The organism is uncultured Parvibaculum sp. (assembly GCF_963975745.1).
Classification (GTDB): Bacteria; Pseudomonadota; Alphaproteobacteria; order Parvibaculales; family Parvibaculaceae; genus Parvibaculum.
Genome location: NZ_CAXBIB010000003.1, coordinates 220,441 through 236,775 on the forward strand (window position 1 = coordinate 220,441; position 16,335 = coordinate 236,775).

General features: G+C 64.8%; 10 protein-coding genes and 1 rRNA gene. 9 read left to right on the forward strand and 2 right to left on the reverse strand.

Annotated features, from left to right (window positions below):
- Positions 1–19 precede the first annotated feature (19 nt).
- From AAC071_RS04115 to AAC071_RS04145, 7 genes are all read left to right on the forward strand, one after another.
- Positions 20–1,276, forward strand: a complete 1,257-nt coding sequence (locus tag AAC071_RS04115; protein WP_339830303.1) for an aspartate kinase — start codon at positions 20–22, stop codon at positions 1,274–1,276.
- Between the two features lie 61 nt (positions 1,277–1,337).
- Positions 1,338–3,608 carry a phosphoenolpyruvate--protein phosphotransferase gene (gene ptsP / locus AAC071_RS04120; protein WP_339830306.1) on the forward strand — a complete coding sequence of 757 codons (2,271 nt, stop codon included), beginning with the start codon at positions 1,338–1,340 and terminating at the stop codon, positions 3,606–3,608.
- A 263-nt stretch (positions 3,609–3,871) separates the two neighbouring features.
- Positions 3,872–5,005, forward strand: a complete 1,134-nt coding sequence (locus tag AAC071_RS04125; RefSeq protein WP_339830309.1) for a RodZ domain-containing protein — start codon at positions 3,872–3,874, stop codon at positions 5,003–5,005.
- A gap of 110 nt (positions 5,006–5,115) precedes the next feature.
- Positions 5,116–6,261 (forward strand): flavodoxin-dependent (E)-4-hydroxy-3-methylbut-2-enyl-diphosphate synthase, encoded by a 1,146-nt coding sequence (gene ispG, locus AAC071_RS04130; protein WP_339830311.1) that lies wholly within the window; start codon positions 5,116–5,118, stop codon positions 6,259–6,261.
- 54 nt (positions 6,262–6,315) lie between these two features.
- Positions 6,316–7,383, forward strand: coding sequence for a peptide chain release factor 1 (prfA, locus tag AAC071_RS04135; RefSeq protein ID WP_339830313.1), 1,068 nt, complete (start codon positions 6,316–6,318; stop codon positions 7,381–7,383).
- Positions 7,380–8,246: a peptide chain release factor N(5)-glutamine methyltransferase gene (prmC, locus tag AAC071_RS04140; protein ID WP_339830316.1), complete on the forward strand. Its 867-nt coding sequence runs from the start codon at positions 7,380–7,382 to the stop codon at positions 8,244–8,246. Before prfA ends, prmC begins: the two co-directional genes overlap by 4 nt.
- Positions 8,247–8,683: 437 nt before the next feature.
- Positions 8,684–9,331, forward strand: coding sequence for a DUF4167 domain-containing protein (locus AAC071_RS04145; RefSeq protein ID WP_339830319.1), 648 nt, complete (start codon positions 8,684–8,686; stop codon positions 9,329–9,331).
- Between the two features lie 23 nt (positions 9,332–9,354).
- On the opposite strand, the gene AAC071_RS04150 is transcribed toward AAC071_RS04145, so the two are convergent.
- Positions 9,355–10,122: an MOSC domain-containing protein gene (locus AAC071_RS04150; protein WP_339830321.1), complete on the reverse strand. Its 768-nt coding sequence runs from the start codon at positions 10,120–10,122 to the stop codon at positions 9,355–9,357.
- Positions 10,123–10,322: 200 nt separating this feature from the next.
- Between AAC071_RS04150 and clpB the strand changes: the two genes are divergently transcribed.
- The gene (clpB, locus tag AAC071_RS04155) at positions 10,323–12,950 is read left to right on the forward strand and encodes an ATP-dependent chaperone ClpB (RefSeq protein WP_339830322.1); all 2,628 of its coding nucleotides are present in this window, start codon (positions 10,323–10,325) and stop codon (positions 12,948–12,950) included.
- A gap of 342 nt (positions 12,951–13,292) precedes the next feature.
- On the opposite strand, the gene AAC071_RS04160 is transcribed toward clpB, so the two are convergent.
- Entirely contained in the window at positions 13,293–14,936 is a 1,644-nt protein-coding gene (locus AAC071_RS04160) for a peptidoglycan DD-metalloendopeptidase family protein (protein ID WP_339830324.1), read from the reverse strand.
- 907 nt (positions 14,937–15,843) lie between these two features.
- On the opposite strand from AAC071_RS04160, the gene AAC071_RS04165 reads away from it, so the two are divergent.
- A 16S ribosomal RNA gene (locus AAC071_RS04165) occupies positions 15,844–16,335 on the forward strand; the annotation flags it as partial.

Genomic DNA, 16,335 nt, shown 5'->3' on the forward strand with positions numbered 1-16,335 from the left:
CTGAATTATGGAAGCGACAATGGCCAGACTGGTCATGAAATTCGGCGGTACCTCGGTGGCGGATATCGGGCGGATCCGTAATGTGGCGCAGCATGTCCGGCGCGAGACCGAGGCCGGCCACGAGGTCGCCGTCGTCGTCTCGGCAATGGCGGGCACCACCAACCAGCTCGTCGCCTGGGCGCGCGAGACGGCGCCTTTGCATGATGCGCGCGAATATGACGCGATCGTCGCCACCGGCGAGCAGGTGACGGTCGGCCTGCTGGCGATCGAACTGCAGCGCATCGGCATTCCGGCGCGCTCCTGGCTCGGCTGGCAGATTCCGATTCGCACCGACCATGCGCATGGCGCCGCGCGCATCCAGGAGATCGACGGCGCGCTGCTGATCGAACGTCTGGCGCGCAAGGAAGTGGCGGTCGTCGCCGGCTTCCAGGGTCTGGCGCCCGACAACCGAATCACCACGCTCGGCCGCGGCGGTTCCGATACCAGCGCGGTCGCCATCGCGGCCGCGATCCATGCCGACCGTTGCGACATCTATACCGATGTCGACGGCGTCTACACCACCGATCCGCGCATCGTTGCGAAGGCGCGAAAGCTTGATAAGATCAGTTACGAAGAAATGCTGGAGATGGCGTCGCTCGGCGCCAAGGTTCTCCAGACCCGCTCCGTCGAACTCGCCATGGTCCATCGCGTACGCCTTCAGGTCCGCTCGAGCTTCGATGCGCCCGATGCGGCGCAGGGCAATGGACCCGAGGCCACCGGACCGGGCACTCTTGTTTGCGACGAGGATGAAATCTTGGAACAGCAGGTCGTCAGCGGCATCGCCTATTCGAAAGACGAGGCCAAGGTCACGCTCGTCAAGGTCGAGGACAAGCCGGGCGTTGCCGCGAGCGTGTTCGGGCCGCTGGCGGATGCGGCCATCAATGTCGACATGATCATCCAGAACCTGTCCGACGACGGCCGCAGCACCGACATCACCTTCACCGTGCCGCAGGCCGAACTGACCCGCGCCGAGGACGTGATCCGCAAGGTGCAGGACCGCATCGGCTGCCAGGAGGTCCGGACCGACCTCAATGTCGTCAAGGTGTCGATCATCGGCATCGGCATGCGCAGCCATGCCGGCGTCGCCAAGACGATGTTCCAGACGCTGGCCGAAAAGGGCATCAACATCCTCGCGATCACCACGTCGGAGATCAAGGTCAGTGTGCTGATCTCGTCGGAATATACCGAGCTTGCCGTGCGCGCCCTGCACACGGCCTACGAGCTCGACGCCGGATAACGGAGGTCAGATCGTTGACGCGCTTTCGCCGCCCCCTCTGCAGCGAACGGGATCCGGACTGATGCCGGGCTCCGTCGGCGGTCCGCGCATTTTGCTCCGCCGGCTGCGCGAAGTCATGGCGGAGCCGGAGAGCGCGCAGAAGCGGCTCGACAAGATCGTCGTGCTGATCGCTTCCAACATGGTCGCCGAAGTCTGCTCGGTCTATCTGGTCAACCGGCAGCGCGAACTCGAACTCTCGGCCACCGAAGGCCTGAAGCCGTCGGCCGTCCACAATACGCGGCTGAAGATCGGCGAAGGCCTGATCGGTGACATTGCCGAGCATGCACGGCCGCTCAATCTCGCCGATGCGCAGTCGCATCCGGGTTTTGCCTACCGGCCGGAAACCGGCGAAGAAATCTACAAGTCGCTGATGGGCGTGCCGATCCTCAGGAGCGGCAAGGTCGTCGGCGTGCTGGCGGTGCAGAACCGCACCAAACGTCACTACACCGAGGAAGAGGTCGAGGCGCTGCAGACGGTCGCGATGGTGCTGGCCGAAGTCGTGGCCGCCGCCGAACTGGTCGACCCGCAGGCCTTCGAGTCGCCCGACCAGGCCCGCCAGATCCCGCACTACATCCAGGCGACAGCCTTCTGCGAGGGCATTGCGCTCGGCCATGCCGTGCTGCACGAGCCGCGCGTCCATGTCACCAAGCTGATCGCCGAAGACACCGACCTCGAACTGAAGCGGCTCGAACAGGCGGTCTATGCGCTCCGGGGCTCGATCGACGACATGCTGGAGACGGCCGATCTCAGCCATGCGGGCGAGCATCGCGAAGTGCTGCAGGCCTATCGCATGTTCGCCAACGACCGCGGCTGGCTGCAGCGCATGCTCGAGGCCGTGCGCACGGGTCTGACCGCCGAAGCTGCCGTCGAACGTGTGCAGAACGACACGCGGGCGCGGTTGCAGCGGGCGGCCGACCCTTACATCCGCGACCGGCTGCATGATTTCGACGATCTGGCCAACCGGCTGCTGCGCCAGCTGACCGGCGTCACGCTGGCCTCGCTGTCGGCCAATCTGCCCAATGACGCGATCATCATCGCCCGCAACATGGGCCCGGCCGAACTGCTCGACTACGACAAGACGCGGCTTCGGGGCCTCGTTCTCGAAGAAGGTGCGGCCAATGCGCATGTCTCGATCGTCGCGCGCGCCTTCGGCATCGCCACTGTCGGCCGCGCCGCCGACATTCTCGATCATGTCGAACCGGGCGATGCGATCATCGTGGACGGCGACACGGGCGAGGTCTATCTCCGGCCCTCGCAGGAGGTCATCGCTTCCTATTCGGAAAAGGCGCGCTTCCGGGCCCGCAAGCAGGAACAGTACAAGGCGATCCGGGGCGAGCCGGCGATCACGCTCGATGGCGAGCGCGTTTCGCTCTACGTCAATGCCGGTCTGCAGGTCGACCTGCCGCATCTGGAGGAATCGGGCGCCGAGGGCATCGGTCTCTTCCGCACCGAGCTCCAGTTCATGATCGCCTCGACGCTGCCCTCCCTGCGCGACCAGATCGAACTCTATGGTGCCGTGCTCGATGTCGCGGGCGACAATCCGGTCGTCTTCCGCACGCTCGATATCGGCGGCGACAAGATGTTGCCCTACATGAATTTCGCGGCGCTGAAGGAGGAGAATCCGGCGCTGGGCTGGCGCGCGATCCGCATCAGCCTCGACCGGCCGGGCCTGCTGCGCCACCAGGTCCGGGCGCTGCTGACGGCGGCCGCCGGCCGTTCGCTCCGGATCATGTTCCCGATGGTGGCCGAGGTGGCCGAGTTCCAGCGCGCCCGTGCCCTGGTCGACAAGGAGCTGACGCGGCTCGACAAGTTCGGCAAGCAAAGGCCGGCGCTGCTTGAAATCGGCACCATGCTCGAAGTCCCGTCGCTGGCCTGGCAGCTCGACACGTTGCTGCCGATGGTCGATTTCGTTTCGGTCGGTTCCAACGACCTGCTGCAGTTCCTGTTTGCCTCCGACCGGGGCAATGCCCGGGTGGCCTCGCGTTACGACTTTCTCAGCCCGGCCGTGCTGAGCTTCCTCAAGCACATCGTCGAGAAGTGTCGTGCCCATGACACCGCCCTGACGCTGTGCGGCGAGATGTCGGGCAAGCCGCTCGAGGCGATGGCGCTGCTGGGTCTTGGATTCCGCCGTATTTCGATGTCGCCGGCGGCGATCGGCCCGGTCAAGATGATGGTCCGCTCGCTCGATGCGGCCAGGCTGGCGGGCTTCATGGAGGGGCTTTACGACCTGCCGGACCGGTCGGTCCGCGAGCGGCTGGCCGATTTTGCTGCCAGTCATGGCGTGACCATCTGACAGGGGCGTTTCACCCTCCCGCCCTCCGTCGCCGCTTGAATCGAAAAATACGTGGCCGGAAAAGGGGTTTGGCGCAATCGGTGGTTGCAGTTTGTCAAGAGTTTTGTTCTATTCTAGGCGATCAGACGCATTGAGATTGATGTTGTCGGACCGGCTCGGGGGCTGGTGTGTATCGTTTTCAGACGCCGACGATCCTTCGCAGTGCCCTTTGACGAGAAACGCGGTTCGGGATGGCTCAGCTCGGGGAAAAAGAGCCCGTACAAATGAACAAGGTCACGATGCTGCCCACCGAAGACCGGTCGGACGCGCGCCGCAGGCTCCATCTGCGCGACATCACCAATGAATTGCCCGAGGCCGCCGACACGGTCGGCGCCGAATTGCGCAATGCGCGTCTGCGCCGCGGCGAGGATCTGCGCACGGTCGCGCAGTCGCTGCGCATCAGCCGTGCCCAGCTCGAGGCGATCGAGGAGGGCCGCAGCGAGGATCTCCCCGCCCGCGCCTATGCGATCGGTTTCGTTCGTTCCTATGCGGAATATCTCGGCCTCGACAGCCGCCATGTCGTCGAGCGCTACAAGGCCGAGCTTGATGCCGCAGCGGCGACGGCCGCCGATCTGAGTTTCCCCGATACGGCCGAAGAACGGCGTCTGCCGCGCGGCACTTTCCTGATCGTCCTGCTGGTCATCGCATCCGGTGCCTATGGCGGCTGGCTGCTTTCGAAATCGACCGACGAGATGATGAGCACCCGTGGGCCGGCCACGCTTGAGCCGCCTGCGGCCGCTGTTGCATCTTCCGCCGGCGCCGTTTCGCCGCGCGGCGACAGCGCCTCGGCCTCGACGCCGGCTGCCGGCGACGTGCCGGCGGTGCGGATGTCGGGCATCGCGCCGGCACCGTCTGCGAGTGCCGTTCTGGCGCCGCAAAGCGTCTATGAGCCGGCACCCTTCGCCAATGACGACATCGAGGCGGCGGCTGAAGACGCCGCAAACGAGGAAATGGCGCTGGCCGCGCTTTCCGAAGAGGTCTCGACCGAATTGCCGCCTCTGCCCGAGGGTACGCCGTTCGGCGCCGAGAATGTCGATGGCCGCGTCGTCGTGCGCGCCCGGCGCAACGGCGCCTGGATCCGGGTCGAGGATGCTGCCGGTCAGGTATTGATCGAACGCGTGCTGCAGGCCGGCGACAGCTATCGCGCGCCCGCGCAGCCCGGCGTCATTCTGGTCGCCCGCGATGCCAGTGCCTTCGAAATCATGGTCGATGGCCAGTCGCTCGGTCTTGCCGGCCCGCCCACCCTGGTCCTGACCGGCAAGTCGCTCTTTGCCGCCGATCTGCTGGCGGCGATGCCGAAGCCGGCGGTGGTCGATGCCCTGCCGGGTGACGCCGCGGCCGAAACGGCGGTCGAATAGGCCGTTTTCGCGGAATTGCCGCAATTCTGATATGAAATGCCCCGATGGGCAGGGCAGGCCGCCTTGCGCGTGCCTGCAGTAGCGTCCAGCAGACGGACGGAAGTGAAGCCATGAGCAGCATCAGACCCTGGCGCGACATTGCGCGTCGCAAGAGCCGGCAGATCCATGTGGGGTCGGTGCCGGTCGGCGGCGACGCGCCGATCACCGTCCAGACCATGACCAACACGCTGACCTCGGATGCGAAGGCGACGATCGAGCAGATTCGCCGGATCGAGGAGGCGGGCTGCGACATCGTGCGGGTCTCCTGTCCCGATGAGGCCTCGACCGCGGCGCTCGGCGAGATCGTCCGCGCCGCCCGGATTCCGATTGTCGCCGACATCCATTTCCACTACCGCCGTGCCATCGAGGCGGCAGAAGCGGGTGCGGCCTGTCTGCGGATCAATCCCGGCAATATCGGCTCGGAAGCCCGGGTGCGCGACGTCATCCAGGCGGCCAAGGATCATGGCTGCTCGATGCGCATCGGCGTCAATGCCGGCTCGCTCGAACGCGATCTTCTCGAAAAATACGGCGAGCCCTGCCCCGAGGCCATGGTCGAGAGCGCGCTCGATCATGCGCGCATCCTGCAGGATCACGATTTCCACGAATTCAAGATCAGCGTGAAGGCCTCCGATCCCTTTCTGACCGTTGCTGCCTATCAGCAACTCGCCGAGGCCATCGATTGTCCGCTCCATATCGGCGTCACCGAGGCCGGCGGGTTGATGACCGGCACGATCAAGTCCTCGATCGGTCTCGGCATGCTGCTCTGGGGCGGTATCGGCGACACGATCCGGGTTTCGCTCTCGGCCGATCCGGTCGAGGAGGTCAAGGTCGGCTTCGACATTCTGAAGTCGCTGGGTCTGCGTCATCGCGGCGTCACCATCATATCCTGCCCTTCCTGTGCGCGGCAGGGTTTCGACGTCATCGGCACGGTCCGGATTCTCGAAGAACGTCTCGCCCATATCGCGACGCCGATGACGCTTTCGGTGATCGGCTGCGTCGTCAACGGCCCGGGCGAAGCGACACAGACCGATATCGGCTTCACCGGCGGCGGCGCGGGTGCCGGCATGGTCTATCTTGCCGGCGTCACCGATCACAAGATCCGCAACGACGAGATCGTCGAACATCTGGTCGGCCTGGTGGAAGCCAAGGCCCTGGAAATCGAACATGCGCGCGCCGCCGAAGAGGCGGCCGAACCGCGCGCGCTGGCGGGCGATTAGCGAGGCCGGTTTCCGCGTCTTCCGCCGTTTTCAATCGCCAGCTTCCGGTCCGCCATGATTCCCGAAGAAAAACTCCAGAGCGTCATTGCCCGTTTCGAGGCCGTGCAGTCCGAAATGAATGCCGATGTGCCGCGCGAGCGCTATGTGGCGCTGTCGAAGGAATTTTCGGAACTGGCGCCGATCGCGGCCGCGATCGGCAAGCTCAATGCCGCCCAGCGCGAATATGAAGACGCCGAGGCGTTGTTGCGCGTGCGCGACATGGCCGAGATGGCGCGCGAGGAAATCGTCCGCCTCAACGAGGAATTGCCGCGCCTCGAACACGAACTGGAGTTGATGCTGCTGCCGAAGGATGCGGCCGACGAGCGCAATGTCATTCTGGAAGTGCGCGCGGGCACCGGTGGCGACGAGGCGGCGCTTTTTGCCGGCGATCTCTTCCGCATGTATGAGCGTTATGCGTCGCTGCAGGGCTGGAAGGTCGAGATCATCTCGGCGTCCGAAGGCGAAATGGGCGGCTACAAGGAAATCATCGCCGGCATTTCGGGGCGCGGTGTCTATGCGAAGCTGAAATTCGAATCGGGCGTCCATCGGGTCCAGCGCGTGCCGGTCACCGAGGGCGGCGGGCGCATCCACACATCGGCCGCCACGGTTGCGGTGCTGCCCGAGGCCGAGGAGGTCGATGTCGAGATCGACGAGAAGGATCTCCGCATCGACGTCTTCCGTGCATCGGGTGCCGGCGGCCAGCATGTCAACAAGACCGAAAGCGCCGTGCGCATCACCCATATCCCGACCGGCATCGTCGTCGCGCAGCAGGACGAGAAATCCCAGCACAAGAACAAGGCGCGCGCGATGCAGATCCTGCGGGCCCGCATCTACGATGCCGAGCGCGAGCGCATGGATCGCGAACGCGCCGCCCAGCGCAAGGGCCAGGTCGGCTCGGGCGATCGCTCGGAGCGCATCCGTACCTACAATTTTCCGCAGAGCCGCGTCACCGATCACCGCATCAATCTGACGCTGCACAAGCTCGACCAGATCGTTGCGGGCGACGCGCTCGACGAACTGATCTCGGCGCTGGTTGCCGAGGATCAGGCGGCGCGTCTGGCGGCGCTGGGTGACGAGGCGTGAACACGCGCGACCATGCCGCGCGCATGCTGGGCTGGCGGCTGCGTCAGGCCGGTCTTGCCACGCCCGAACTCGATGCCCGCCTGCTGGTGCGCGGGGTGACGGGCGCCAGCGAGATCGAGATGATCCGCGAGCCCGGCGCCTTCATCACCGAAGCGGAGGAGGCGCTGCTCGCCGATCATGAGCGGCGCCGTCTCGCCGGCGAACCGGTGTCGCGCATTCTGGGCACGCGCGAATTCTGGGGCCTCGATTTCGCGGTGACGCCTGCCGTACTCGATCCACGCCCCGACAGCGAAACGCTGGTGGCGGCTGCGCTCGACCTGTTGCGCGGCCATGAGGCGCCCCGCATCCTCGATCTCGGCACCGGGTCGGGTTGTCTGCTGCTGGCCGTTCTCCATGAACGCGCCGATGCGCGCGGCCTCGGGATCGACATTTCGCCGGCGGCGCTGGAAGTCGCGCAAGCCAATGCGTCGCGCCTCGGACTCGCCGGCCGCGCCAGCTTCATGGCGGGCGACTGGACGGCCGGTATCGAAGGCCCCTTCGATCTGGCGATGTCCAATCCGCCCTATATCGCCAGCGACGACATTGCCGCACTCGAGCGCGACGTCCGCGATCACGATCCACGCCTGGCGCTTGACGGCGGTGCCGACGGGCTCGACGCCTATCGTGTGCTGGCGCGCGCTCTACCGGTGGTGCTGGCGCCGTCCGGCCATGCGGTTATCGAACTTGGTGCCGGTCAGGCGGCGGCGGTGGCGGGCCTCTTTGCAGCGGCCGGATTCGGCGCGACACGCCTGGTTGCGGACCTTGCCGGCGTTCCGCGCGTCCTTGTCGCAGGGAAGAAGCACGAAAATCGGCAGAATGACTGAATATTTCCGGAAAGATCGCGGAAAAAATCGTTTGGAGTTCGGCGCCGCAGCGGCTAGGTTTCCTGCAGGGAAAATGGACCGGGCCGAAAACGCCGCGCTCCTCGAACCCCCTCCTCCGACATGAAGATCGTCTTCCGAGAAGAGGGATGCGCCCGGGACGGGAGTTCCGTCAGCCGGGCAGGGTTCCGAGGCGCTTGATGCGACCCCGGACAAGGCAATTGCCCGCATGTATCCGTCAAGGCTCAGGGGCTGGGCGAGGATACGGGGCCAGAACTTCTTAGCATCCAGACGGGCCGCGCCGGCAAGGCCGGAAGCCTGTGTGTGCTGGGGAAGTCCGCTCTGACAGGCGCGGGATTCGCAAGGCGGATCGCGGCCGGAGCGGCGGATGAGGCTTTGAACGAGATTCCGACGTAACAAGTAGCGAGAAATCAGATCATATGAGGCAAGGGCAAAACAACGCCAAGCGCTCGCGCGGACGTAGCGGACGCAGGCCGCAGCACTCGACCAATCGCGCCTATGACAGCAACGGGCCGGACGTCAAGATTCGCGGCAACGCAGCGCATGTCTGCGAGAAGTACCAGCAACTGGCACGCGATGCGATCTCGGCGGGCGACCGGGTGATGGCCGAAAACTACTTTCAGCACGCAGAGCATTATTACCGGCTTCTGATGGCCTCCCAGACCGGCCAGGAAGGCCAGGCCCGTCCGCAGAGCAATCTTGCCTATCGTCCGCCGGAGGACGAGGAGGAAGAGACCGATTTCACGGCCGACAATCAGGCCCAGCCGCGCCACCCCGGCCAGCCCTGGCACCAGCAGGGCGGTAACGCTCAGGGCGGTAGCCAGGTCAATGGTGGCCAGCGTCAGGACGACGAGGACGAAGGTGAGGATGACGACCGTCAGCCGAACCAGCAGGCCGCGCAGCCGCAGGGCGAGCAGGGCGAAGGCCAGCCGCGCCGCCGTTCGGGCCGCCGCCGCCGTCCGCGTGGCGAGGGGCAGGGCGAACAGCGCCGCGCCGAAGGTGGCGAGGGCGACGCGCCCCGCACCGAGGCACCGGCCTCGACGCCCGAGGTCACGCCGGGCGACTGAGGTCGCGCCGGCCGGCAGGCCGCTTATCCTTCGAGAACGAGTTTGTCGCCGGGCCTGATCGTGCCCGGCGATTTTACATGGGCATAGAGCCCGAGATCGGCATGGTTCCAGTGGCGCAGCAGCGTCGCCGGAATGTCCATGTCGCGGATGCCGCTCGCCGGATCGACATTGGTCGCCGCGCAGCGCACCGTCCGGTGAACGCCTTCCAGCGTTGCACCGCCCAGCTTGAAGCGCCGCCCCACCCAGTCGTGATCCTCGAAGGGCTCGAGCCCCTCCACATAGACATTGGCGCGGAAGCGCAGCGGGTTGACATGCTTGCCGATCTTTTCCTCCAGCGCGCGCACCGAGCCCATGTTGATGATCGAGACCAATTTGGCCGGGGCGTCGGAATGCGAGAATCCGGGTGCATGGACGAGGCGGGGATCGCCCCTGAGTTCGTCCTTCATGTAGCCGCCTATGAAGCGTTCCAGCGCGGCGCGGCCCTCATCCGTCATCAGGTTGGCCGTCAGCACGGTTTCGCCGTCCTGCACCACCGCAAGCGTTGTCGTCGCATCGTCGAAACGGGTCTTCAGCCGGGCGAGGCGTTCGTCGCGCATCAGCATCAGGAACCTGATCTTCGGAAAATGTTTCGGCGCCCGGGCGTCGAATTCGTGCTTGCCGTTCTCGATGGCAAAGGCGCGGTCCCAGGGAAAGGTCTCGCCCTTTTCGAGCGTCACCGCCGCCAGCGCCTCGGGCGACAGGCCCTTGACCGGGTAGCGGTAGAGGCCGACGATTGTGGCGCTGTCTCGCATGCCGTCCCGTCCTGTCCTTGCGATGCCGGTCTTCACGATTTCGGCAGGTTTCTGCGACAAACTGGCAGCAGACTGCCTCTTGTGTGACCGATAAGCAACACCAATATCCGTACAGGGCCGGTGCCTCTTGAGGGCCGGACCGGAATTCGGATAAGGCGCTCGGGGGGCTTGGCTCCGGGGCGTGCTTGAAAGGAAGACACATGGACCTCGAAAAATACACGGACCGGAGCCGTGGCTTCATCCAGTCCGCGCAAGGGCTTGCGCTGCGCTCGGGCCATCAGCGTTTCACCCCCGAACATGTCCTGAAAGTGCTGCTCGACGACGAGGAGGGTCTCGCGGCCGGCCTGATCCGCGCCGCCGGCGGACGGCCGGACCAGGCGCTGACCGGCGTCGAAACGGCGCTGTCGAAAATGCCGAAGGTCGAAGGGTCGGGTGCCGGCCAGCTCTATCTGGCGCCGGAGACGGCGCGGCTTTTCGAGCAGGCCGAACAGCTCGCCAAGAAAGCCGGCGACAGCTTCGTCACCGCCGAGCGCCTGTTGCTGGCGATTCTGCTGACGCCCGGTTCGGAATCCGAGAAGATTCTCAAGACGGCCGGCGTTACCGCCCAATCGCTCAACGCGGCGATCGAGAGCGTGCGCAAGGGCCGCACCGCCGACAGCGCCTCGGCCGAAGACGCCTATGACGCGCTGAAGAAATATGCCCGCGACCTGACCTCGGAAGCGCGGGCCGGCAAGCTCGATCCGGTGATCGGCCGCGACGAGGAAATCCGCCGCACCATCCAGGTGCTGTCGCGCCGCACCAAGAACAATCCGGTGCTGATCGGCGAGCCCGGTGTCGGCAAGACGGCGATTGCCGAGGGTCTGGCGCTCCGTATCGTCAATGGCGACGTGCCCGAAGGCCTCAAGCAGAAGCAGTTGATGGCGCTTGATCTCGGCGCCCTGATCGCCGGCGCCAAGTATCGCGGCGAGTTCGAGGAACGCCTCAAGGCCGTGCTGCAGGAAATCAGCGCGTCCGATGGCGGCATCGTGCTCTTCATCGACGAGATGCATCAGCTTGTCGGTGCCGGCAAGAGCGACGGCGCGATGGATGCCTCGAACCTGCTGAAGCCGGCGCTGGCGCGCGGCGATCTGCACTGCGTCGGCGCCACCACGCTCGACGAGTACCGCAAATATGTCGAAAAGGACGCCGCGCTGGCGCGGCGCTTCCAGCCGATCTTTGTCGACGAACCGACGGTTCCCGACACGATCTCGATCCTGCGCGGCCTGAAGGAAAAATACGAGCTGCATCACGGTGTGCGCATTTCCGACTCGGCGCTGGTCGCCGCCGCGACGCTGTCCGACCGCTATATCTCCGACCGCTTCCTGCCCGACAAGGCCATCGACCTGATGGACGAGGCGGCCTCGCGCCTGCGCATGCAGGTGGACTCGAAGCCCGAGGAACTCGACGAGATCGATCGCCGCGTCATCCAGCTCAAGATCGAGCGCGAGGCGCTGAAGAAGGAAAAGGACCAGGCGTCGAAGGACCGGCTCGAAAAGATCGAAACCGAGCTTGCCGATCTCGAAGGCAAGGCGGCCGAGCTTGCCGCCTCATGGCAGGCCGAGAAGTCGAAGCTGGCCAGCGCGCAGAAGATCAAGGAAGAGCTCGAAACCGCGCGCAACGAACTGGCGCAGGCGCAGCGTGCCGGCCGCCTCGAACGCGCGTCGGAACTGGCCTATGGCGTCATTCCCGAGCTTGAGAAGAAGCTCGTGGAGACCGAAAAACAGGCGCAGGGCGCGATGCTCGAAGAAGCGGTGACGGAGGCGCATATCGCGCAGGTCGTTTCGCGCTGGACCGGCATTCCCGTCGACAAGATGCTCGAAGGCGAGCGCGAGAAGCTCTTGCACATGGAAGACGCGCTCCGGGCGCGTGTCATCGGGCAGGAGGAAGCGGTCTCGGCCGTTTCGCGTGCGGTACGCCGGGCGCGCGCCGGGTTGCAGGATCCGAACCGGCCGATCGGCTCCTTCCTGTTCCTCGGGCCGACCGGCGTCGGCAAGACCGAACTCACCAAGGCGCTGGCCGGCTTCCTGTTCGACGACGATCAGGCGATCTGCCGTCTCGACATGTCGGAATACATGGAAAAGCATTCGGTCGCGCGTCTCATCGGCGCGCCGCCCGGCTATGTCGGCTACGAGGAGGGCGGGGCGCTGACCGAAGCGATCCGCCGCCGGCCCTATCAGGTCGTGCTGTTCGACGAGATCGAGAAGGCGCATCCCGATGTCTTCAACGTCCTGCTGCAGGTGCTTGATGACGGGCGCCTGACCGACGGGCAGGGCCGCACGGTCGACTTCAAAAACGTGATGATCGTGATGACCTCCAATCTCGGCGCCGAATATCTGGCCGAGGGCGGCGATGTCGAGGAGGTGCGCGAGCAGGTGATGGATGTCGTGCGCTCGCGCTTCCGGCCCGAGTTCCTCAACCGGCTCGACGAGATCCTGCTGTTCCACCGCCTGACGCGCGAACAGATGGATGCGATCGTCGATATCCAGCTCGAACGCCTGCAGAGGCTGCTGGCCGACCGTCAGATCACGGTTGCGCTCGATCAGGCCGCGCGCACCTGGCTGGCCGATGCCGGCTACGATCCCGTCTATGGCGCCAGGCCGCTCAAGCGCATCATCCAGCGCAATGTGCAGGACCCGCTGGCCGAACTGATCCTGCAGGGCCGCATCGCCGATGGCGAGACGGTCGCGGTTTCGGCCGGCGTCGAGGGCCTCGTCATCGCCGGTCACGAAGTCGGGCGCGACGGTTCCCTGCGCGACCCGGACGAGCCGGGCCTGCGCGCCGTGCATTGAGGGCGGCACCGCCATCCGCAAACGAAAGGCCGCCGGACAACCGGCGGCCTTTTCGATTCGGGCGGGGACGAGGGGGCGGGGACAAGTTTTCTGCATCCGCTGGCGCGAACGTTATCCCCGGTACCCCGGGGACAAGTGGCGTCCAGACGCCGGCGCTGTGCATGCGAACGTGCTGAATCCGGTGCCGAGATCGTCTCCGGCAAAGGTGCGGGACGGGTTTGATGACAGTTTTATGACAGTTCCGTGACAGAGGGGGGGTCTGCTGCCGATTCCGCTGTCAAAAACGGGGATAAGTCGCGCCGCCGGACGCCGCCCGGCTTTCATCCGTATCCGGACGGATGCTCAGTTGGCGCTGTCGGAATCCGTGCCGGCCTGTGCCACGCGGGTCATGGTCGGCGCTTCGGCCATCTGCGTCGCCATGACGTCGCGCTGGGCCTTGAAAGCCGCCAGTTGCGGGCCTTCGAGCTTGCGCCCGGTCGGCACCTTCAACGCCAGCGGGTTCATCTTCTTGCCGTTCACATGCACTTCGTAATGAAGATGCGGACCGGTGGAGCGCCCTGTCGTGCCGACATAGCCGATCACCTGACCCTGTCGCACGCGCGTACCGGCGCGAATGCCGCGGGCAAAGCCGTTGAGATGCGCGTAAGCGGTTTCATAGCCATTGGCATGACGGATCGCGATGTAGTTGCCGTAGCTGCCGAAGCGATTGGCGCGCTTGATCGTGCCGTCGCCGGCCGCATAGATCGGCGTGCCTGTCGGCGCCGCGAAATCGACGCCGCCATGCAGGCGCGAATAGCCGAGGATCGGATGCTTGCGCATGCCGAAGCCCGAGGAAAGACGTGCCCCGTCGACGGGCGTCTTCATCAGGAATTTCTTCATGCTCTGGCCGTTCTCGTCGAAATAGTCCCAGACGCCATCGCCCGGGTCGAAGCGCCAGAGCTTGTGCGTGCGGCCGCCGACCGAGAGCGAGGCATACAGCACATCGCCTTCCTTCACCGCATTGTTGTTCTCGTCGAACTTGCGGCTGAAATAGACGTCGAACTTGTCGCCCGGCTGGATTTCACGCTGGAAATCGACGCTGTAGGAATACATGCGGATCATCTCGACGATGATCTGTGGCGGCACGCCGGCGCGTTCGCCGTCGAGGAAGAGCGAGTTCTCGATGGTGCCGGCGGCGCGGACATAGCCCTCGGTGAATTCGCGCATCAGTTCGCGCCCGTTGAAGCTGCCATCGGCTTCGCGCGTCACCTCGATGGCGCGTTCAATGTCGGGCTGCAACGAGATCGCGGTCAGGTATCGCGCGGGCGTTTCGCCGTCGAGGGCCTCGCCGCCTTCCGGCAGTTCCATGAAGCTCAGCGAGATTTCCTGGCCGGCGCGCAGCTTGCGCGGGCTGTAATGGGCGCTCATCGCGGCCACCGCATGATAGGCGTCGATGCGGTCGGCGCCGGCCTTGGCCAGCACTTCCGTCAGCGTTTCGCCGCTGGCCAGCGCCACCTTGACCTCGACTTCGCGCGGTTCGGCGGCGGCGGCGTCAATCTCGGTGTTCGTCAGGTCGGCCATGGCGTCGTCGGCCATGTCGCCGGTGAACATGCCGGGGTCGGCCAGAGATGCCGTGTGGAAATCATCCGTGGGCTGAATGGCGACGATCGCGCGCGGCTCGTCCGCTGCGTCCGGCCGCAGGTCGAGCGCCAGTACGCGCGGTGCGCGGTCGGCCGTCAGCGAGGCGCTGGCCACACCTTCATACGGTGCCACGAGCGTTGCCATGCCGATACCCACCAGACCCAGCGACAAGGCGCCGAGCGCGCCCGAGGCAGCGATCCAGCGCGACTGGCCCAGCGCCAGACGGCTGACGGAGGCGTAGAATTTCAAGGAAATGCGTGTGTTGCGACGCGCGCGGTGCCAGAGAGACGAAGCAGCGGGCGCAGCTTCGATACTGGCGGCGCCGCTGTTCAGCTCGTCTTTTGTCTGGATCCCCGTATCGTACAAATCTACTGTCCCCCGTGCGATTCCCGATACTTAGCCTGCTTGCCTAAGGCTCGGTCTTCGCTTCCCTGTTTAACTGGCGGCTGCCCACACGCCGCAACAAAACGTAACGTGTCGTGAATTGAGACGATGCCTTGATCCGGCGGCCCCTGTCAACGAAAGCTCGCAGGACGGAGCCGATATAGCCAATGTTTGTGAAGGTTTATACATCATCGATCTTTCCGGCTTATGACCGCGCAGTTGGGCGGGTGGTGCCCGACATGACCTTCCTGTGCCGAGGCGGGACGGCTGCGCGGCATTTTCAACCGCCGGCAATATCCGTTGCAGGATACGAGCCGTTACGGCTCCGAATCCATCGGCGCCGGCCCTCGTTTTTCGCACTGCAAGGGAATGCGGCGAGTCAAGCCTAAAAGGGCGTGATTTTTTTGGGAAAAGCGCGAAAAAGGGGTTTGACAGGCCATGGCCACCTCCCTATAAACCGCCTCCACGAGGTCACGGCGTCCCGCCCCCGGGTGCGGCGCTTCCCCTCAGGTGAAGAGTGTTGAAGGGCCTTGCCTGGATGCATTCTTTGTGGCCTAGTAAACGATCCAATTATGGATGACAGCAGGGCCCCGACTTCCATAGGGAAGCGGCGGTAAGGCTGTCCTTCGGGTCGGTTGCGACCCTGGTGTTTCGGGACGTTCATTGCGTCGTGAAACTCAGGTGCTCTTTGACATTGTGGTTTGAGAAAGAGAAACGTGGACGGCGGTGTCCTGGCGAGATCGGGTAATTCCGATCGACAGAATACTGACTGTCTGATGTTTCTACACACATTACCCCGTTACCCGGCCCCCAAGGCCGGGAAACGAATGTGAGTGTATTTTGCGTCAGCCTCGCGGTTTTCCCCGCGAGGAATACAGTCGGATCAACTCAACTTGAGAGTTTGATCCTGGCTCAGAACGAACGCTGGCGGCAGGCTTAACACATGCAAGTCGAACGCCCTCTTCGGAGGGAGTGGCAGACGGGTGAGTAACACGTGGGAACCTACCTAGGGGTACGGAATAACTCGGGGAAACTCGTGCTAATACCGTATACGACCTTCGGGTGAAAGATTTATCGCCCCTAGATGGGCCCGCGCTGGATTAGCTAGTTGGTGGGGTAAAAGCCTACCAAGGCGACGATCCATAGCTGGTCTGAGAGGATGATCAGCCACACTGGGACTGAGACACGGCCCAGACTCCTACGGGAGGCAGCAGTGGGGAATCTTGGACAATGGGCGAAACCCTGATCCAGCCATGCCGCGTGAGTGATGAAGGCCTTAGGGTTGTAAAGCTCTTTCGCCAGGGAAGATAATGACGGTACCTGGATAAGAAGCCCCGGCTAACTCCGTGCCAGCAGCCGCGGTAATACGGAGGGGGCTAGC

Bases quoted from the DNA above. Each gene is read 5' to 3' on its own strand.
- AAC071_RS04115 (WP_339830303.1), top strand. From the start codon at position 20: ATGGCCAGACTGGTCATGAAATTCGGCGGTACCTCGGTGGCGGATATC.
- ptsP (WP_339830306.1), top strand. From the start codon at position 1,338: ATGCCGGGCTCCGTCGGCGGTCCGCGCATTTTGCTCCGCCGGCTGCGC.
- AAC071_RS04125 (WP_339830309.1), top strand. From the start codon at position 3,872: ATGAACAAGGTCACGATGCTGCCCACCGAAGACCGGTCGGACGCGCGC.
- ispG (WP_339830311.1), top strand. From the start codon at position 5,116: ATGAGCAGCATCAGACCCTGGCGCGACATTGCGCGTCGCAAGAGCCGG.
- prfA (WP_339830313.1), top strand. From the start codon at position 6,316: ATGATTCCCGAAGAAAAACTCCAGAGCGTCATTGCCCGTTTCGAGGCC.
- AAC071_RS04145 (WP_339830319.1), top strand. From the start codon at position 8,684: ATGAGGCAAGGGCAAAACAACGCCAAGCGCTCGCGCGGACGTAGCGGA.
- AAC071_RS04150 (WP_339830321.1), bottom strand. From the start codon at position 10,122: ATGCGAGACAGCGCCACAATCGTCGGCCTCTACCGCTACCCGGTCAAG.
- clpB (WP_339830322.1), top strand. From the start codon at position 10,323: ATGGACCTCGAAAAATACACGGACCGGAGCCGTGGCTTCATCCAGTCC.